This is a genomic window from Flavobacterium fluviatile, from assembly GCF_010645065.1.
GTDB classification, from domain to species: domain Bacteria; phylum Bacteroidota; class Bacteroidia; order Flavobacteriales; family Flavobacteriaceae; genus Flavobacterium; species Flavobacterium fluviatile.
In genome coordinates this window covers 76,363-96,942 of record NZ_JAADZW010000011.1, presented here as the reverse complement: position 1 = coordinate 96,942, position 20,580 = coordinate 76,363, and the positions used below count along the sequence as shown (strand labels likewise).

16 protein-coding genes and 1 tRNA gene are annotated in these 20,580 nt (G+C 34.8%); 7 read left to right on the top strand and 10 right to left on the bottom strand.

Annotated elements, in window-relative coordinates:
* Positions 1–2: 2 nt before the first annotated feature.
* From ribB to GXM17_RS12690, 4 genes are all read left to right on the top strand, one after another.
* Positions 3–1,133 carry a 3,4-dihydroxy-2-butanone-4-phosphate synthase gene (gene ribB / locus GXM17_RS12705; RefSeq protein ID WP_163399696.1) on the top strand — a complete coding sequence of 377 codons (1,131 nt, stop codon included), beginning with the start codon at positions 3–5 and terminating at the stop codon, positions 1,131–1,133.
* Between the two features lies 1 nt (position 1,134).
* Positions 1,135–1,533 carry an acyl-CoA thioesterase gene (locus tag GXM17_RS12700; RefSeq protein WP_163399695.1) on the top strand — a complete coding sequence of 133 codons (399 nt, stop codon included), beginning with the start codon at positions 1,135–1,137 and terminating at the stop codon, positions 1,531–1,533.
* A 149-nt stretch (positions 1,534–1,682) separates the two neighbouring features.
* A tRNA-Ser gene (locus GXM17_RS12695) sits at positions 1,683–1,767 on the top strand.
* Between the two features lie 291 nt (positions 1,768–2,058).
* The gene (locus GXM17_RS12690) at positions 2,059–3,369 is read left to right on the top strand and encodes a site-specific integrase (protein WP_163399694.1); all 1,311 of its coding nucleotides are present in this window, start codon (positions 2,059–2,061) and stop codon (positions 3,367–3,369) included.
* Between the two features lie 46 nt (positions 3,370–3,415).
* Here GXM17_RS12690 and GXM17_RS12685 read toward each other — a convergent pair whose 3' ends face one another.
* The 4 genes from GXM17_RS12685 to GXM17_RS12670 all read right to left on the bottom strand — a co-directional run bounded on the left by GXM17_RS12685 (position 3,416) and on the right by GXM17_RS12670 (position 5,240).
* On the bottom strand, positions 3,416–3,733 hold the full coding sequence (locus tag GXM17_RS12685; protein WP_244307397.1) for a hypothetical protein: 318 nt from the start codon (positions 3,731–3,733) through the stop codon (positions 3,416–3,418).
* Complete coding sequence (locus GXM17_RS12680) at positions 3,720–3,992, bottom strand: MerR family transcriptional regulator (protein WP_163399693.1); 273 nt, start codon at positions 3,990–3,992, stop codon at positions 3,720–3,722. The genes GXM17_RS12685 and GXM17_RS12680 overlap by 14 nt, the downstream gene beginning before the upstream one ends.
* Positions 3,993–4,269: 277 nt before the next feature.
* A complete protein-coding gene (gene mobA, locus GXM17_RS12675; RefSeq protein WP_163399692.1) occupies positions 4,270–4,701 on the bottom strand; it encodes a conjugal transfer protein MobA in 432 nt (143 codons plus the stop codon).
* A 254-nt stretch (positions 4,702–4,955) separates the two neighbouring features.
* Positions 4,956–5,240 carry a hypothetical protein gene (locus tag GXM17_RS12670; protein ID WP_163399691.1) on the bottom strand — a complete coding sequence of 95 codons (285 nt, stop codon included), beginning with the start codon at positions 5,238–5,240 and terminating at the stop codon, positions 4,956–4,958.
* Positions 5,241–6,419: 1,179 nt separating this feature from the next.
* Here GXM17_RS12670 and GXM17_RS12665 point away from each other — a divergent pair.
* Complete coding sequence (locus GXM17_RS12665; protein WP_163399690.1) at positions 6,420–7,931, top strand: DoxX family protein; 1,512 nt, start codon at positions 6,420–6,422, stop codon at positions 7,929–7,931.
* An 88-nt stretch (positions 7,932–8,019) separates the two neighbouring features.
* Positions 8,020–8,301, top strand: a complete 282-nt coding sequence (locus tag GXM17_RS12660) for a DUF6520 family protein (protein ID WP_163399689.1) — start codon at positions 8,020–8,022, stop codon at positions 8,299–8,301.
* Positions 8,302–8,361: 60 nt separating this feature from the next.
* Here the strand turns inward: GXM17_RS12660 and GXM17_RS12655 are convergent, their stop codons facing one another.
* Genes GXM17_RS12655 through GXM17_RS12645 form a run of 3 tightly spaced genes read right to left on the bottom strand, consistent with a single transcriptional unit; the run spans position 8,362 to position 15,496 of the window.
* Positions 8,362–11,019, bottom strand: coding sequence for a S9 family peptidase (locus GXM17_RS12655; protein WP_163399688.1), 2,658 nt, complete (start codon positions 11,017–11,019; stop codon positions 8,362–8,364).
* 1 nt (position 11,020) lies between these two features.
* On the bottom strand, positions 11,021–12,451 hold the full coding sequence (locus GXM17_RS12650; protein WP_244307396.1) for a RagB/SusD family nutrient uptake outer membrane protein: 1,431 nt from the start codon (positions 12,449–12,451) through the stop codon (positions 11,021–11,023).
* A gap of 18 nt (positions 12,452–12,469) precedes the next feature.
* Entirely contained in the window at positions 12,470–15,496 is a 3,027-nt protein-coding gene (locus GXM17_RS12645; RefSeq protein ID WP_163399687.1) for a SusC/RagA family TonB-linked outer membrane protein, read from the bottom strand.
* Between the two features lie 604 nt (positions 15,497–16,100).
* Between GXM17_RS12645 and GXM17_RS12640 the strand changes: the two genes are divergently transcribed.
* The gene (locus tag GXM17_RS12640; protein WP_163399686.1) at positions 16,101–16,355 is read left to right on the top strand and encodes a helix-turn-helix domain-containing protein; all 255 of its coding nucleotides are present in this window, start codon (positions 16,101–16,103) and stop codon (positions 16,353–16,355) included.
* Positions 16,356–16,396: 41 nt separating this feature from the next.
* Here the strand turns inward: GXM17_RS12640 and GXM17_RS12635 are convergent, their stop codons facing one another.
* The 3 genes from GXM17_RS12635 to GXM17_RS12625 all read right to left on the bottom strand — a co-directional run bounded on the left by GXM17_RS12635 (position 16,397) and on the right by GXM17_RS12625 (position 20,163).
* Positions 16,397–17,758: a hypothetical protein gene (locus GXM17_RS12635; RefSeq protein WP_163399685.1), complete on the bottom strand. Its 1,362-nt coding sequence runs from the start codon at positions 17,756–17,758 to the stop codon at positions 16,397–16,399.
* A complete protein-coding gene (locus GXM17_RS12630; RefSeq protein WP_163399684.1) occupies positions 17,758–18,819 on the bottom strand; it encodes a nucleoid-associated protein in 1,062 nt (353 codons plus the stop codon). The genes GXM17_RS12635 and GXM17_RS12630 overlap by 1 nt, the downstream gene beginning before the upstream one ends.
* A gap of 468 nt (positions 18,820–19,287) precedes the next feature.
* Positions 19,288–20,163 carry a hypothetical protein gene (locus tag GXM17_RS12625; protein ID WP_163399683.1) on the bottom strand — a complete coding sequence of 292 codons (876 nt, stop codon included), beginning with the start codon at positions 20,161–20,163 and terminating at the stop codon, positions 19,288–19,290.
* Between the last annotated feature and the right edge of the window lie 417 nt (positions 20,164–20,580).

Below are 20,580 nucleotides of genomic sequence, written 5' to 3'. Positions count from 1 at the left end.
TTATGTCAACAAAAATACAACTCAATACCATTGAAGAAGCTATAGAGGATATTCGTCAGGGTAAGGTAATAATTGTAGTCGATGATGAAGATCGCGAAAATGAAGGTGATTTTTTGGCTGCAGCCGAAAAAACGACTCCGGAAATGATCAACTTTATGGCTACACACGGCCGCGGATTAATTTGTACTCCTCTAACCGAAAGCCGTTGTAAGGAACTCGACTTACGTGCCATGGTAACGAATAACACAGATCATATGGAAACCGCTTTTACTGTTTCTGTTGATTTGAAAGGTAAAGGAGTCAGCACAGGAATTTCAGCTGCTGACCGCTCAAAAACAGTATTATCGCTTATAGATCCAAATACTAAACCACACGAATTGGCACGTCCCGGACATATTTTTCCTCTAATTGCTAAGCAGGGAGGAGTTTTAAGAAGAACAGGTCATACAGAAGCAGCTATTGATTTCGCAAGACTTGCGGGATTTAAACCTGCCGGAGTAATTTGTGAAATCCTGAATGAAGATGGTACAATGGCACGTTTGCCACAATTGGTGGAAGTAGCTAAAAAATTCAACTTAAAATTAGTTTCTATTGAGGATTTGGTAGCATACAGAATGCAGCACGACAGCTTAATTGTTAAGAAAGAGGATTTCGACATAGAAACCCGTTTTGGCACATTCAGATTAAGAGCTTACGAGCAAACTACCAATAAACAAATACATATTGCCCTAACGAAAGGGACATGGAATTTAGGTGAGTCTATTTTAACCCGTATCCACTCATCTCAGGTAAATAATGATTTATTGGGTACTTTAACAAACAATGTAGATCAGCAATTAGATGATATGTTTAAGATCATCAACGAAGACGGAAAAGGAGCTGTTATTTTTATCAATCAGGATATGACTGCGGTTAATCTTTTAAACCGTATTTCAGAATTGAAAGCTTTACAGGCAGAAGGAACAATGAAAGCACCAAAGGTAGTGATTGATACAAAAGATTACGGAATAGGAGCCCAGATTTTACACGATCTTGATATTTCAAAAATAAAATTAGTTTCAAATACCCAACAGACAAAACGTGTGGGGATGATCGGTTACGGATTGGAAATTACAGAATATGTAAATTATTAATATGGGCACTTTAGAGGAAAGAATCATAAAGTCTGAAACTCGTATCTTCAAAGCTGTTTTTCCAAGTACTACCAATCATTATGATACATTATTTGGAGGAACAGCCCTTCATCTCATGGATGAGGTTGCTTTTATTTGTGCCACACGTTTCAGCCGAAAAAAGGTAGTAACGATTTCAACAGGTCAGATTGACTTTAAAAAAGCAATTCCGGCAGGCACTTTAATTGAACTAGTAGCAAAAGTAATCAGCGTTGGAAGAACAAGCTGTAAAATTCACGTTGATATTTTCATGGAACAGATGTATTCAGAACTTCGTGAAACTGTAGTTTCCGGAACTTTTTCGTTTGTTGCCGTAGATGAAAACAAGAAACCGACGCCTATTGTGGATGATTTAGAATAAATTTTTAAAAATCTACTTTAATAAATACTGATAATTAGACATTTGTAAATCGATCGAAAAAAGTTTAAAAAAAACTTGAAAAAAAGTTTTGAGAACCGAAAAAGCGTCTTATATTTGCACTCGCAATCAGCAAATGAGAGCAACATACTGGAGAAATGGCAGAGCGGTCGAATGCGGCAGTCTTGAAAACTGTTGACTGTAACAGGTCCGGGGGTTCGAATCCCTCTTTCTCCGCGAAGGCCCGAAAACAAAGGAAAAATAAGATTTTCAAAGTTTTCAAAAAAGGCCAAAAAGAGCGGTAAACCCTGCAAATCCAACGATTTGCAGGGTTTTTTCTTTTATACCACTTTTCAATATTTATAAAATCGAACAAAATCTTTGTGGCACATTCGTGGCACACTTGGAAATTTCGAAAATGTGCCACAAAATTTCATCTTAAGTCGCGATATCAAAGGGGTTAAGCACGTTTACATCTTGTTTAAATGAGGTTATAATTCTACATTTACTAATCTAATAAGTTGAATTATGCTAGAGAACAGCTTTGGGCTAATTTTCTTTTTGAAAGCAGCCCGCAATGAGAGTAACATTAGAATCGTTTATTTTAGGATAACCGTTGACGGAATCCCGAAAGAAGCATCCACAAGACGGAAGTGGGACAGCGAGCGCTGGAACCAGAAAACCGAGAGAGCAACAGGTACAAAAGAAGACGCGAAATCCCTGAACTTTTTTCTGGATTCACTCGCTATGAAGATCCATGAAATCAAATCCGAAATTATGTATACCGGAAAACCCATAACTTCACAAAAGATTATGGATCATGTTATGGGAAGAATGACACCCAGAGCCAAGGTGCTGGAAGAATTTCAAAAACACAATGATGAATTGAAAGCCCTAATTGGCAACGGATATACAGAAGCCACATTAGAGAGATTCAATATTACTAAAAATCACCTAACGGCTTTCATTAAATTCAAATACAATACTAGTGACTTTGAATTTGCAGATTTAAATTTTGAATTCATAAAAGACTTTGAGTTCTATCTCCGTACCGTAAGGAAATGCGCAAATAATACCACACTTAAATACATTTCCAATTTCAAGAAAATTGTAATACGGGCCATAGATAAAGAAATCATTATCAAAGATCCATTTAAGAATTTTAAAGGAAAGAAAACTAAAATCATAAAGAAGCCTATATCTGCAAAAGAATTGGCTGAACTGGAAAGACGCGAATTTTCGATTGACCGGCTTAATACCGTGCGGGATATTTTTGTTTTCCAGTGCTACACAGGACTTGCTTATATTGATGCATTTCAGCTCCAAAAAGCTGACATAAAAGATGGCGTTGACGGAAATCAGTGGATTTTATCTGAGAGGCAGAAAACAAATTCTACGGCAAGAATCCCGCTTCTTCCCAAGGCGATCGAAATTCTTGAAAAATACAAAGATCATCCGCTCTGTCTTAAGCGGGGAACTGTATTGCCGGTTTCTTCAAATCAGAAAATGAATGAATACCTCAAGGAAATTGCTGCATTGTGCGGTTTTCCATTCACGCTCAATACACATATGGCACGCAGAACTTTTGGAAGCACAGTAACATTAAACAATAATGTCCCAATCAATGTAGTAAAGGAGATGCTGGGACATTCATCAGTTAAACAGACGGAATCTTACGCTATTACCGAGCAGGCTACTATAGGCCGGGAAATGACACTGCTGAATAAAAAACTGAACCCTGATAAAACTGAAATATCACAGGAAGATCTAACTGCTCTGAGCAGACTGGCGAAAGAAATAGAAATAATTAGAGAGAAATATAATATTTCATCCTCTTAGATTATAATCTCCAAAATAATTTAATACAAAAAAGAAAGAGGTTATCTCATAATTGAGATAACCTCTCTTGATATAATTCAACTTCACTTCTATAACCAGGATGATAAGAAGGCATATATTTAATATAGCCCAAATCCTGAAGCTGTTTAAAATATTTATGATAAGTGGGAAGTGTACTAATATGCGACAATAACATGAGCTTACGGCGGCTGACTTTAATTCTCTGCCTCTCTCCCTGCCTATAGCCCAAACTTAAAATAGCATTTAAAATAGCCAAATGCCATACGTTGAGCTGCGGATCTTCCATATAAATAGATAAGCAATCTATGACTTGGTGTTCGGTTATATTATTAATTTGACTCATCTTTGAAAAGTTTTAGCAGATCTTCCTTATTGTAGTAGTACGAGCCGAGAACCTTTTTAAATCGGACTTTCCGTGTCATTCTTAGATTTTGAACCGAACCTGCAGAAATATCAAGCAGCTTTCTGACAGCTTTACTTTTTATCCATTCAGACTGTGACGATTGGTTTTTTTCATTATTCTCTTGAATTATAGTTCGCATGCTATCCAATAATAACAAACCAAACTGTCGTAAATCTTCTTTAGTTAAAATTTCTCCCATAACACTATATATCGTTTTGATTTCTTTTTTTTATGTAATAATAACTTTATCAGCCAATTGATATAGCTAAAATAATGTAGTAAGAAACAATTAATCTATCCAGTATCCTGAATGTAGTTTTTTGGCTTCTATTGGCTGTTACGTTTTACTTTAATTGACTATCCCTTTGTTACAACGCCAAAATAGAATTCAAACTATGATATTACATTTGCTTTTTCTTTTCGATGAAATATAATAACTGCATTTGGCATAATTAAAACAACAAACATTCGAAGTTCTATTTTTTGAGATAGTTTATTTCAAATTCTTGTGTGAGCTCTATAATCTTTTTCGACAAAACAGATAATTCGATTGTCTGCTTTTCCAATTTGTAAAGGTGTGCAGAAGCTTGTTTTTCGGAAAAATTACGGTAGAAAATCTTCACTAGCTGATTGTAATTTACACCAACAGCTCTAAACTGGCCATATAAAGTAGTCAGGCGCATATAGTAATCCATCGCTGCTTTATCAATCTTAACTGTTTTAATCACTTTTTGAAAAACACACACTTTAATAAAGTGCGCCATTACATGCATACCTGAAGTTTCAAAAAGAGTTAGAAAGCGGGCATTTTCTACTTCATTAAGACTGATGGAATAACGGTGGATCGCAGGATCTTTTTTAGGGTGTCTTCCTCCTTTATGGGGATTCCTTTTTTCTTGAATTTCCATGACTCTAATTTCTAATAATTATTTAATACCGAATATATTCTATAATCATTATCAATACTGAAATGTGGAAGTCTTTTGCGGTATTTGGCATATTATTTCTATATACAGATGTTATCTGCGGTCAAGTAAATACACAACATAATACACCAGAATTCACACTATCGCTAGATTGATACTGCGTATAAAATTCAATTATACATTAGATTCTTTTTACCTGATATTTTCCTTAAAAAAAATAAAAAAAGAAAACAAAGTTATGAGGGGCTTTCAGTCTGGCAAAAAGACTTCGGCATAATGCCTTGCTCGTACCTCACAAGACACCCTTCGGGACTTATTCCGATTCCTTTTGGCCTGTCTGCATCCCGTCCTTTGAGATTGCTTTCTTTTTCTTTTTTCCTTTTTTCTGTTTCTTTTGGAAAAATATCTTTTTTCTTATTGGTAATACTGCACTGCCTGAACAAGTGCTGACCTATATGAATACTTGCAGGCTTGATTGCGTGACTGCGTGCAGGCTTGCAGGCAGGAATGAAACCCTGCATACATGCATACATGCACACTTAAATACATGATTGAGTGGATACCTTCCCACTTGAATACTAAAATACTTGAATGCTTGAATGCAAGAATACCTGAGGACTTGTCTACCTGCATACTTTAATAATTATATAAGTCCATTATAACCATATCTCAGCCAGCTTTATCAAAATTTTGCTTGTATTCATACAGTACTTATAGTCCTCAAATAAAGTACATATAACCTACTATAATAAAAAAGGGCATTAAGCCCTTTTAAATAAAACCATTCCTTAAAAAGTTGTCACCAGACAACGGCAAGTTGTGTTCTGAGCTGCTTGAAATACTTTCTGCAGCTCAAAACCACTTGCCCTTGCAGGGGCAGAAAAAAACTCCAAAGTCGTTTTTTTAATTAGTTATATCAAATGTTTCTGTGTTAGCTTCCCTCTTTATAAGTTCACCTAATTTTTTAGTATCGATATCATATTAAACATCCTTTCAGATTTACGACGCTTTTTATACTCCATAATTCTAAGGCTATTTTAGGTATCATAAGGAAAAAACTATTGATTTTTCGCCATAAGGCCTGTATTTGCTAGACTTTTTATATGTTTTAGCTTTTTTAGAGAGCCTATAAAATGGATCGTTTTTTGCAAATTTTGGATCGTTTTTGTTAACAATCCTTCTACAATATTGTTCTAATTTAGCTTTACAAAACACTAAATATATGATCGTTAGCCAATTTTTAGCAGTACAAGCTAGGGTAAATTAGTATGCCCTCACGCCATGTCAATTATGATTTACAGATTTGCCCGGATTTATATTCTGCTATTTGGATATACATCCATAAGTAAAACATTCGATTTTGAAGTTTCCTATATAACTATAGCAACTAATGGTATTTTAATCCGTTTTTGGCATCTGATTTTCCTGATTCGGCAAGACTTGATAATTTGTTTTACAGAACTTTACATTGTAATTTCTCAATTGCATTATAATAAAATTTGGACAACGTTATAAGTAAAAAATGGATCGTTTTTTACAAATTTTGGACCGTTTTTTACATCAATCCTTTGGCAGCGTTTTTCTAATTTAGATATATAAAACACTTATAAAATGGAGATTATAAAAGAAACAAATCTATTAGGCTATTCAATATGCCTTAAGTCACATTATGAAACATTGTAAACGTTAAAAGCAATAACATGAAAACATCAATATCATTTAAAAATACTATAGTCGACATAATCTGCCTACTTTATATTTTGCTTTTTGTATACGCGGGTATAAGCAAACTGCTTGACTTTGAGAACTTCCGTGTGCAATTGGGGCAGTCACCTTTATTAAGTGCGTTTGCCGGATATATTGCATGGATGGTGCCTATGCTTGAATTATTCATTGTATTGCTAATCGTTTCAAAAAGGTGGAGAATTACGGGGCTTTTTGGAGCGTTGTACCTGATGATTATGTTTACCGCATATATTTTCATTATTTTAAATTATAGCCCATTTGTCCCTTGTTCCTGTGGAGGAATTTTGGAAAAAATGGGATGGGAAGAACATTTCATTTTTAATTTTGTTTTCATGATGCTGGCCGCAGCAGGTATACTGATACTGGCCGTAAGAGTGCCAAAAGTGCACTTTATTTCAAAACCTGCTGCACTGGTCAGTGCCTTTTCGATAACTGTTGTTTTTAGTATTAGTACTATTGCCCTGCTATTTATGTTATCAGAAGACATCATACATCATCGAAACAATTTCGTTCGCCGTTTTCCCGGAAATGCCGTAAAAGTTAACGACGTCGATCTAAAGTATAGTTCCTATTATTTTGCCGGAGCTTCAAAAGACAAGATATATCTAGGCAGTCATACTGCACCTTTATTAGTGACAATGCTGGATACAGCCCTTCTGAAAAGAAATGAGTTTAAGATTCATCCTACTAGGATAGATTTTTTATTCCAATCCGTCCAAGTCAGAATTTTACCTCCTTATTTTTATCTTATAGACGGATCTGTTCCTGTTATTTTTAAAGGAAATATGAACAATTGGAAGGGCTATGTAAAATGGAATGGATCTACTACTTTTTCCCATTATGAGCTCATGGATTCACTCACATTAGCATTTCGTTCCAACAGCAATGTAAATGGAGAAAGTGTACTGGGGTCCCTGGATTTTGGCAGCAAACCAAACACACGTTTCAATACAAGCCTGTTACAGAAACAGATCGATGGAATTTTTGATGTCGATGGAACGCTGCATTACGACAAAGACATTCAGAAGTTGGTATATATTTATCTCTATCGCAATCAATTTATTGTAACAGATCCAGTGCTTAATCTTGATTATCGAGGCAAGACAATAGACACCATCAGTAAGGCCCAAATTAAAGTGACTACTGTGGCAAGCAGACAGGAAATGAAATTCTCAGCCCCCCCTGTAATTGTCAATAAAACAAGTGCCGTTTGTAAAAATTTATTGTTTGTCAATTCAGCACAGTTGGGGAAATATGAGCCTGCTGAAATGTGGAAGGATGCTAGCGTAATTGATATATATGACCTGAATACCAATTCCTATCAGGGCAGTTTTTACATCTATCATATTAAAAAAGAAAAGTTAAAAAACTTCTTTATTCTCGACAACAATTTTTATGGATTTATACGATCACATTTGGTTCATTATAAATTAAGCAAGAAACTCACAAACTCATATCAAAAATAAGATTCCGTCATTAAAGCATACTGCAGTGTCAGGGAAAAGATCGAAAACCTGTAAAAGAGTAGATCACTAACACTTTAAATTTTTTATTATGAAATTAAATTTTGCAAAACAGGTTTTACCTGTAGCGGTATTTGCACTTGCAACAGTTGGTGCATTTACAACCCATGCCATGAATGAGCGCGCCAAATCGTCTGCGCCAATTCGAGGGTACATCAAATTGAACCCTGAAGCAACCTCTTGTGAGGAGCATGATATGTGTTCAACAACCAATAATGGAACCATTTGTAGAGTTGGTTTAGTGCCAAGTGGTGCCCAATTATTTGGTAAAAATTCTGCCAATGAATGTAAGGTTCCGGTTTATAAACCGTGATTCCATTGCTGGTAGAAATGGCAATGCAGTTCCCTGATGGAACTGCATTGCTTTTTACTTTTAAAACCATTCCAGTCCTTTTTCTCCTTTTAAATAATAGTCAAACCACTGTTCAATTCTACCTGTCAAGTCCTGCTGATGTTTTTCTTCCATTAGTACATGATCTTCTCCGGGATAAATCAGCATCGTATTTATCTTTCCGAGTCGTCTGAGTGCCAAATAAAATTCAATACTCTGAAAATAATGCACCACACTGTCCTGTTCGCCTGCCCATGACAAGAGTGGAGTTTCTACTTTATCCGCATGATATATAGGAGAGTTTCTTAGGTACGCTGGGTAATCTTCATACAGTGATTTACCTATTCTCAATTGCCCAAATTCATAGTGCCAAAAATTAGGCTTTTGAAGCCCCCATGCTACCCGTAGGTAACCGCTCACATAATCGGTAATGGCTGCGCCTGCTACTGCGGCTTTAAACATATTGGTTTGTGTGATGATATAATCCGCTTGATATCCGCCATAAGAATGACCTGTAAGACCAATTCGGGTGCTGTCAATAGATGATTCACCGACAATGACTTTTCTGGTAGCGGAGACCACACAATCTACTGCGGAAAATCCGGGATTTCCAATTTCATACACAATATCGGGTAATAACACGAAGTATCCTTTTGAAGTAAAATTGGCAATATTAAATCCTGTTGGGTTATTCTGCGATGGGTTTACATAGCTATACAATTCTTTGGATTGTTTTTCATAAACATGTACCACCAGCGGATATTTTTTATCGGCATGATAATTTGCAGGATAGAATAAAACTCCATTTAAAACCGTGCCATTAGAGTTGGTATAGGTTATCAGCTTAGAATTTCCCCAATTGTATTTAAAATGTTGTGGGTTACTTTGAAAAAGTATTTTTTCTTTTGAATTTAGGCTTTCTTTTATGACTAATCTCGGGGGTAAACGAAAGTTTTCCTCAACATAAACATAAGCTTCACTCTTTGCAGAGGTTATAAACTGGCTGGTGTTCATTTTCTTGTCCAATAATGGTTTTAAACCATTCTTCTTATCCCAAAAGCAATATCCTGTATGTTCCAATGCTTCGGTTTTGATTAGTAACCTGTCACTCGGCCCAAACTGACCTTTATAACTGCCGTCGTAATTCATTTTAGTGGACTCGTCTTTAGATTGGGAAACGATTCTATACACTGTTTTATTTTCGCGTCCCTTAGTGAGCCTAACAGCGCCTCTTCCATTTATTGCAATACTCCAGATATCATACTTATCATAAACAAAAAGTGTTTTATCGTGCCTCATCCATCCTGGATTACCGAAAGGACTTGCTTCTTCAGGCCAGTCAGATTCTTCATCTGAAAAAGTCACACCAAGATCTTTGGTGAGATTTTTATGCAATCCACTCCCCAGATCATAAACCCACCAATGCTTGTCTTTAAAATAAACGATATGCTTTTCGTATATAGAAACAGAAGTTCCTGTTTCGCCTCCTAACTGGTTTTGCAATACTAATTTCCGATCCTCTGTTTCAAGATTCAAAATATAAATATCCAGAGGAGCATCACGGTTTGCCTGCGGCTCGTACTGCTGCGGATTATAGAGCAAAGCCTGCTTTTGATCTCCACTTAACATCATTTTCGGAAATTCATTGTCCGTAATACAGTTAAAGCGATTCTGCTCAGGCCACCAAACAGCTACTTTTGCTGTTCTGTCCCAACCGTCAATCTGTACTTTGGCAGGATAAAGAAATTTATCCTGCGCATTCCAGGTTTGTACTTGTGAAGGATCCACAGGAATTACAGTTTTCTGCAATCCAAAGAATATTCTTTTCCCATCCTCAGAAATGCTGAGATAGGCAAAAGAAGATGAGATAATCTCCATATTAGCTAGGAAATTATCCTGCTGAGCCGGATTAAAAGTATACAACTTATGTTCTGCAATAGTATAATACCCAACGCAAGTACGGGTTGTTTTTTTATCATCATTTAAAGGCTGCTGCAAAAAGGCTATGGATTTTCCGCTCTTTTGCCATACGATATCGGAATATTCAAAAACGATAGGATTACTGCTTATTACAGTTGTGGTTTTATCACTTAAATTCAGCAGTGCAATTATGGTATTGTTATTAGACTTTATAGTGTAGACCACTGCATCGGCCTCAGGATTATACCAGTAGTTGCCAATATCATTTAAAATTGTAGATTTATTGGTAGCTGCATTTTTCAACTCCAACTCTTTATTTCCATCAGACTGCTTTTTCAAAAGGATGATATCTTTAGTTCCGACTCTCAAATCGTACCTGAGCACCTTGGCAATAATCTCTTGTTTTGAAGTTAACAAGTCCGTAATTAGAAGTTCTCCCTTGGGAGATATCGCACAAAACCAATTGTCACCGATAAATTCTCCTTTTCCTGCCCTTGGGAAATTAAAGGTTCTTGTTCCTGTACTGTTTTTAACAAATAAAGTGTCGTTGCCATTTTCATACGAAACAGAAAAACTCACCCATTTTGCGTTTTCACAGAGTTTCTCGGCTTTAAGATAACTCCATAAGTGATAATCGGCAGCCGTAAGCTGCTTTTTATGTTTTTTTTGCGCAAACCCAAAAAATGAGATCAGCAAACTGGCGAGCACTATATAAAAAACTAGCACCCTCTTTCTGAAAGTACCAGTTTTCCTGTTATATTTTATATTATTAGGTCTCATTTTAGTAGTCCGGATTTTGAGGATTTAGATTCGGATTCAGTGTAAGTTCTGATTCAGGTAGTGGCAATAATCTGTCTGTAGTATTCCAGCCTACTTTTACAGATGATAATGCATCATCCAAAAGATTCGTTCTTTTTAAATCGAAAAAACGGTGTCCCAGTTCTGTAAAAAACTCCACTCTTCTCTCATGTAATATGACGCTGAGTATATCTTGCTGGCTCACGGCAGTCGTTCCAGCAAGTCCGGCGGTATTTCTGATTTTATCCAAATCTTCTTTCGCCCCTATAAGGTCACCTTGCTGTGCGCGGGCTTCAGAGCGAATCAAGTATTGCTCGGCCAAACGAAATACTATAGAACACTCTAATGAACTAGGAGTATTTGATTTCTGCTTGTATTTATTGGCATGATACCAAGTGTCTGTGCCGTTTGTAATGGCATGAATCCAATGATCCTTTCGCTGGTCACCCGGTTCAAATTCACTTATAAGTTCAGCTCTTAAAGCAACAAGTGATGGCGGTGGTGCAGTAAAGATGAATGTTTCGCCTTCCTGTGTATTCTGCCCATCCGCTCTAGGCATAAACTGCCAAATCGTTGTGGTACTTTCTTTGAGAAATATAGCGTCAAGATTAGTCTCCCAAACGTACATTCCGGTATTGTTTAAGGTATAAGAAGCCGCATTTGCTGCTTCTGCCCACATGCCTTTATAAAGATAGACCCTTGCCAATAGTGCCATCGCTACGGATTTATTCGGACGCACTCGGTCACTGGAAATATAATCTTCCGGTAATATTGAAACAGCCAGTTCCAGATCATTTATAATATGGGAATACAGCTCAGCAGAAGGCATTCTATGTGCTACTTTATTTTGCTGATAGTCTGTTGTGGTGATATAAGGAATATCCCCATAAAGATTCAAAAGGTAAAAATGCAACAATGATCGTACAAACAAAGCCTCTCCGGTAAGTTGGTTTTTATCTACAGTATTGAGCGCCGTGGAAGCATTTACCCCTTCAATAATGGCATTTGCAGCATAAATCTGGTTGTAGCTGCTACTCCACCAGTTAAAGACCTCCGAATTGGAAGCAAGGAGTGTATTGTTGTAGAAGTTTCGGGTTGTGCCGGAAATATCACCGTAATACACAAGTTCATCTGCATAGTTCCCCATTTGATTGGAGATTCCTGCAACACTCCCGCTTAAAATACCCTCATCTCGCATTTTTGCATAAATGGTTACCATCGCTGCATTTGCGGTAGCCCTGTCCTGAAAAACGGCGTTTGCCGTTAGTTGTGAGGACGGAAGGTCAACCTCAACAAAATTATCACAGCCACCAAGAAGCACCATACAGGACACAAGTAATCCTATGAGTAGCTTGTGGTCTACTATTTTGATTTTATAGTTTTGGATAAAACGTAAAAACGATTTCTTTTCCATAATGTTTAAATTAAGAAGTTAAAAAGTAAGCTGAAGCCCGGTTGTAAATACCCTTAGCGGAGGAAGGCTTGTCGTGAATCTGGATTCGGGGTCAGCCCCCTTATAGGAAGTGATCGTGAAAAGGTTCTGTCCCTGAAATATCAATCGGCATTTTACTCCTTTAAGCCACTGCTCAGGGATAGTATAAGACAATGACAAATTCTTGAGCCTTACATATGAGGCATCCGTTATCATGGCATCACTGGCATAAAACTTGTAAAATGCATCCATAGCTTCACTATTTACCCCTTTGGTGTACTGCTGATACATTGCAGTATCTCCGGGGTTCTGCCAGTGGTCCATTACCGTCACAGGCTGATTGGTCATGCTGCCTGGTAGTCCTGTGCCGTATGATCCGCTATAGTTGAGTTGATTTACAAACTGAAACAGAAAGTCCAATTGCCAGTTTTTGTAGGTAATGGTATTTTGAAACCCACCAAAATATTTTGGATTCAAATCACGGATAGCCTGCTTATCCTGTGGTGATGTAATTAAACCGTCTGCATTGAAATCCTCAAATTGGTAAATTCCTGTCGTGGGATCTATTCCCGTATAGTGGTATAATTTCTTAATGTTTAAAGGCTGGCCTATTAAATATTGGTTCTCATAAGTTGATCCTCTCAGATCAGGAAAAGACAACAGTTTATTGCGGGCGATTGTCAAATTAAAATTACTTGTCCAGTTAAAGGACTCTTTTTGAAAATTTACGGTTCTAAGGGTAAGTTCGACACCCCTGTTTTGAACAGTGGCATCTAAATTTGCCTGTATGGAATTAAATCCGGTTGTTGCAGGTAGTGGAATTCCAACCAATTGATTCGAAGAACGGTTGCTGTACCAGCCAGCCGTTATAAAAATGCGGTCTTTTAAAAAACCGGTTTCAAATGCCAATTCAAGTTTTTTATTGGTCTCCCAACCAAAATTAGGATTAAACAAACGTGTCGGTTCCAGACCATTTATACCTCCATAGGTGTTTCCCGAGGAACCATAGGTGTTTAAAAACTGGTAGTCACCAATCTGATCATTTCCGGTAGTACCATAACTTAGTCTTAATTTTCCGAAACTTAGAAAACTAAGATTCTCTTTTACGAATGTTTCATTTGAAAACAGCCATGCGCTTCCAATCGCCCCGAAGGTAGCAAACTGTCTTCCTGGGCCGAACCTGCTTGAACCGTCCCTTCGCCCCGTTAGATTTAAGATGTACCTGTCATTCCAGGAAAAATTAACCCTCCCGAAAAAAGCCTGATATTTATAGATTGATTCACTATGCACTACATCAAATACATGAAAGGCTGAGGAAAGATTATAAATCAGGCTATTACTGCTAAATCCGTTGGCTTCCTGTACCAGTTGGTTTGCCGTCTGTTGTTGAAATGTACTTCCAATGAGGATTTCGGTTTTTCCTTTGCCAACTTTTTTAGACCATGAAATTTGGGGTTCGATAATCCATGATTTTCTGGTCGTATTATTGACATAAATGGAGGAGTATTCACTGCCTAATCCATAAGCTGGATCATACATAGTGGAGGGCTGAGTCCGGCTGTCATCAAAACGCGTATCGGTAAAACCAAAACTCGCTTTAGCAATTAAATTGGGCAGGATATTATAAGATACCAAGCTATTGCCAAAAAGGTCATTGGATCTAGAAGTATATTTCCCTTCCAGATTACTTAGTGGGTTATTCCAAGTACTGTTTTCCCAGTTTAAATTTCCCTCTTCATCATATAATGCGGGTGTATTGGGTGGCAGAAGAATCGCTTCTTGGGTAATATCAATTCCCGGCTGGTTATTTTCCTGAACAGTGTAGCCCATAGAAAAATTGATATGGAATTTTTTATTTTCGGATTCATGGTTCAGATTTGCATGCAGATTTCCTTTGCGGTAATTGTAGTTGCCGGGAAAAACCGTGGTTTCCTTATGAAAATTGCCGTTGATAAGAAATTGCGTCTGGGAAGAACCTCCAGATACGGAAGCTTGCACATCATTAATTTCTGAAGTTCCTCCTATGAGTACTTCTTGCCAATCCGTATAGCGGTTTTGATCCCATGTTCCATTGACATCATAATCGGTTGGGCCATAAGGGATACCATCATTAGCAAAGGCTTCCCTGCGCATTTGCAAGTACTGCTGTGTATTCATTAGTTTCATAAGGCGTGTCACTGATCCAAATCCACTCGATACATTTGCGGTAAATCTTGTTTTGCCCTCCTTGCCTTTTTTGGTGGTTATAAGTACCACTCCATTAGCTCCCCTTGAACCATAAATAGCCGTTGCATCTGCATCTTTCAGGACTTCAATACTTTCTATATCTGCGGGATTGATACTGCTTAAAGGACTTGTTGGACCGGGCAGAACAATCCCTGTCAGATCAGACCCCACAGCATCCGAGGAGTAGGGAACTCCATCAATGATATATAACGGTCTGTTCCCATCAGAGCGTAAACTGTTCTGCCCTCTGATTTGTATATCGAAACCGCCTCCGGCTACACCTGTGTTTTGAGTAATATTAACACCTGCCATGCGTCCCTGCATAGCCGCAAGTACATTGGTAACAGGCTGTTTTTCGATATCTTTTGAACTGATTTTTGAAATGCTTCCTGTGCGTTGACTGTTCTTTACAGAATAGTAACCTGCATTGATCTTGACTTCCTGTAAGGAAGTTGCATCTTCCCACATTTTTACATTGATTATTTTGCGATCAGCAACGGGAATACTGACAGTCTTAAAACCAAGGTAAGTAAAAATCAGGGTATCGTTATGAGATACATTTATCACAAATTTGCCATCGAAATCCGAAAAGGCTGTTTTTTGTTGGCCTTTGACTGTAATGCTGACTCCGGGAAGGGGATTTGTACCATCGGTAATGGTACCTGTGACCTGAGATTGTTGTTGTGAAACGGAAAACCTCAAGGGATTCCGTGCTAAGGTTGGCGTACAAAAAAGGTAAAACCCGAAAATAAACGGATACCAAAGTGCCGGCAACCCTTTATTTAATGAAAAAGTTTTCATAATATTGGGTTAGTTTTATAAGACGTGAGTTTTATTAGCTTTGGTCCTCTATACTAGTTTGTCGACGGGTTAGAGGGCCTTTTTTTGTCTAGTTTCAATTAGGAAATATACTGAAAACCATGACTAATTTTGCCTTTTTTAAAGCCTGCAACTATACAATGACTAACTCAAAATGAAAAAGACAGCGCAGGCGTTCAATATGGTTTTACTCTTTTTTAATTCATAAGCACATAGGTTTATTGGTTGGACAAAAGCTAATTACGAGACTGTGAAATAGTGAAGTACGCTAAGAATAAAACTGAGAAAAAATCTAGAATAGAGCCCAAAAAAAGAGGCGCGGAACTCAGCTTATTGCTCACGAGGTACTGGTATACCCACACGCAAATAAGTGAGCCCACACCCTTTAAGGCGTGAGCATTGGCACTTATCTTCTCGCGTGTTTAAAAATTACCAGTTTTCGTGAACGAGATTCAAAGCGAATGCTTCAAATATTTTTATATGAAGTATCGCAAATATAAATTATTACTGCCAAATATAACAATATTATTTTAAAAGCAATATATATATTGCCTTTTTTATTTTTGTAAAAAGCGAATTTTATCAAATGGAAAAAGAACGCTTTGTAACGGAAAGAATACTGCTAGGAAAAAGAATAACACAATTACGGAATAAATGTATTAATAAGGATACAGGAAAACCTATTTCACAAGAAGAGCTTGGATTAAGAGTAGGATTAGTAAAAAACCATATAGGTTTGATTGAAAGAGGTCAAACTAATACTACTGTTGAAGCCTTATTTGGAATAGCTAAAGAACTGAATGTCAACATTAAAATGCTTTTCAATTTTGAAGAATTATAAAAAGATGTATTACTACTCAAATTGTATATTTTTAAGTTATTTTAATGTGTGATTGAATTTTTATCTGGTACTGTGGACAAATTAACGGTGCCTTTCTTTTTCGAAATTGTGATAGTGTTCACAATATCTTTCTTTATTAGTACACTATCTTTCTTTAATAGCACAAGACTATCAATTGAAATATATTTTATTTTTTCTAAAGGAATGGAAATTGATTCTTTTTTTAATTGATCTTTATTGAAAATTTGATAAACCGAAAATAGAAAAAAGAGAGCTAACATACTTTTAAGTACCCATCTAATCAATGACATTAAACTTTCAATCTTAGAGATTTTCGATCGAATTTTATTAAAGTCTTCCTCGAAATGACTGTAATTCTTATTATAATTATCTATAATTTCCTTTTCCTCTTTATTAACATCTTCATTTATACATTGGATATTAAATTGTGAAATTCCAAGCATCTTAAATGCAATAATTGAATATAAAAGAAAAGCTAGTAAAATTAAGAAAACAATGAGTGGCTTATCTTTAACTTGATAACTAGCAAAAGCTGTAGCCGCAAATGTTAATGGAATTGACAATACCTGCTTACTAACTAATTCAATATTTTTCTCCAGACCTTCAAAATACTTATTTCTTTCTTCCTTAAATTTAGTCTTAATATTCTCAAAATTAAAGTCTCGAACATAATTTTCATAATCCCGTTCTGTTAATAGAATTATTGGATTTAAATTTTTTAAAATCTCAAAAAATCTTTCCTTAGGATCAGAATTTCCAATACCAAATACCGTAATGTTTTCTTTGAAAAATTGCACAAATTCTTTGTTAACAAAATTATCTTTAAGAACTTGAATAAGAGGTTGTAAATGAGGTAATACTGAAACTTTTTCTTCTAAATTTTTATAACCTATATGAAAAGCACCGTTATCCTTGTTTAATATAATTATTTCATTATTTATTGGACTATAAAATGTTGTAAATAATGTATTGTCTTTAAAAAAATCAAATAATTCATTGTAGATTGGAAAGTTAAAAACCAATGCTTTTTCCTGGCTAAAATTTTCATTTTTATGCTTCCAGAGCGATGTTCCCTGATATCTTAAAATAATAATATCTGATTCAAGATATGTATTTCTGTATCTATCAAAGTTTATGAGATAGTCTTTAATATCATGGAAAAAATAACAATTTTCAAATTTGCATTTATTTAAATTAATTGTTATTTTATTTGAAACAACATCGGCATCTTGAAAAACATTATTAATTGTTTTATTAATTAAAGAAGACTCAGCTGTATTTAACGTAAACCTTGTTTCAACACCACTTTTAATAATAGTATCACAATCAGTCTTATCATTAAATAATTTTATAAAATCCTCAATTAAACTTTCATTTTCCATTACTTACTATTTGCAGCATTATATCTAATTGTTAGTTTATTTGCTAATTTTTTATTTTTAATCAATATATATTCATCTTTTATTTCTACTTCGTCAGGATTTATTTTATCATAATCAACGGATAAGATTATACCATCAACACTTGCTTTAATAGTGATTAATTCACGTACAATCCTAGCATCTTTTTTAAATTCATTGTCTATATCAATTCCATATTCTCTGGCAGTTTCTGCAATTTTATTTTCATTGCCTTCACCATAAAAGTTTCTACTTATATCTAACAAATTAATGGTTTTACTCTTCCTGTCTTTTATATGGTCAAATATGGCCCTTTTAAATTCATCAAGACTCTTAAAGGAATCTTCGCCAGCATCATTTTGTGGCATATCAATGTTTTTAACAATCCTAAGAAAATTTTTTGTGTTTTCTGAGTTCTTGATCATATCACCAGCATTTACCCAATCTCTAAAATATTCAGAAATTTCGCCATCTTGTTGAGTTGTAATAAGAGCTAGATAATTATTTTTATCCACTTCTGATTCTAGATTTAAATAGATTGAAAAATTTAGACGAAATGCCATCGCAATTTTATCAATATTTATATTTTCAGTATTATCTAAAGTATATACTCCATCTTTTTTGATAACATTCAGACCACCTTTCTTTCTTAATACGACTACAGAAATATATCTGCTATTATCAATAGCATAATCAATAAATAGATAGTATCCACCAGTTGCAAATGGCTTATTCTCTACTTCTTCTCTTAACTTTTCTAGAGTTTTCGAAAAATCTAAAAAACTTTGATCATCAGCGTCGTCAGATAATTCCAAATAATTATTTAAGAAGGTTGAAAAATCGTTAGTGTTATTTGCTTTGAATTTGGTGTTTTTCAGTGATGCACTTTCTGTAATTGATTTATGTAAACTCTCTGTCAAGATTTTGGAGAAATCATCCGTTTGCGAAACTTTTTGAGAATAATCAATTGTTGCAGTCGTCTTACTTTTTTGTTTATCCAAAAAATGAATAATGTATCGATTTACCTTAATTTTATCTTGCATAATTTACTGTTAAATTCTTATTTTAATATCAAGTTGTAGTTTACTAAATACGTTTTATTTTATTAAATAATAATAACAAGAAGCGTACAATGATCAAATATCTTTCTTTTTAAATAATTGAATTTACGGAAAACCATATTTGCATATCCTTTTCGGAAAGTAGTTTCAAATGTATTTAATAATTAATATGGATTAGCAGGTATTTATACTTGTTTTTTTATAAATCTATTATAACTAGTCGGCAAACTATAGCTTCTATAAAAATTAATTAATAATCGCTTTTGAACAGTGTTAATGAAGGACATTATCCTTAGTTATTATAATCTTTTTCAAGAACATAACATTCATTTCCAAACTAAAAAGCACTACAAATTATAAATAATTTGTGGACATCCAACTAATTAAAAAGTACAACAGTTTAAAAGTACTACATCTTAAAATTGACTACATGGTACAAAGGATATGAGCTTATTTTACTGTATCTTTAAAAATGAAGGATTTTTCAATTTTTTTAAATATAGTATCGTACTTAATACTGTCTTTAGGATATGAATAAGTAATATTATAATAATATGGTGTTGAGATTACATTATAATTTACAACTTTCATTTTGATATTCTTGACGCCAGAAACTTTTCGAGAAGATTGTTGAATCTTGATGCTTTTCTTATTACCTAGTTCAGATATTTCATAACTATCAAGTATAAAATCATCAAAATTACGTTTGTTATTTTCATTAAAAGCCTCAGCATATTGTTGCAGATCAATCGGTAAATCTTCAATATTTGAATTTAAATTTTCTTCATTCAACATTTCATAACTTATTGAAAATGAAAAATTCGAATTATAATCAAAATAGATGTTTGAATGACCATTAGAATATTCATTACTTATTACTAAGTTTTCTGGTAATTCAAAGCTACTATTATTAAAGTTGTGGAAAGACCAGATTATTTCTTTTTTAGCTTCTTTACTTACATATAGATCTTCATTTTCATTTACTTTTATTACGGGTTTTGTATAATCAACCGAAACACTTTTATCTGTAGCATAACCTTTTTTCTTTGTTGTTTTGATAAGGACGACAACAAAAGCAGCTATAAAAATAAAAACAATAATACTACCAGTTGAGCTTTTTTCATTTTTAACTATTTGTTGCTTAGATTTCCATTGCTTGAATTTATCCCATAAATACAAAGCCAAAATAATGGTAGCAATTACCAAAACAACTCTAATAGGAGTAAATTGCCCTTGAAATGCAAGAACTATCGAATATATTATAGTAGCAATAATACTAAAAAAGGTCATAATAAATGTACAGCCATCATCTCCTCTTCTTGACATAACTTAAATCTAGTTTATAATAAAAGAAGCAATTAACTCATTTTTAACTTCAAACACAATAGGTATTTATACCCTTTAAATATAATCTTTAAGTATCTAGTAATATAGCTAAATGTCAAATTGGGGGACAAAAAAAAACACTGCATCATATTTATTTTATCTCTCACAGAAAAAAAAACATATTTTTTAGGTATTTTTATTTCTATTAGAAATATTTTACTATATTTGCACTGTAGTTCTTTGAAATGTTTGTGTAGTGAACCCAAGAGTTTTTTTTTTACAAAAACTGTTGAAGAGGGTTTTCCCTCCACCCATTATGGGTTAATATAAAGGAAACGAAACCGATGAACCGAAAACGCCTTACGTGGGCATCAAAGTTCGATTGGAATCCATCCCTTACAAAATTGCTTAGACCTA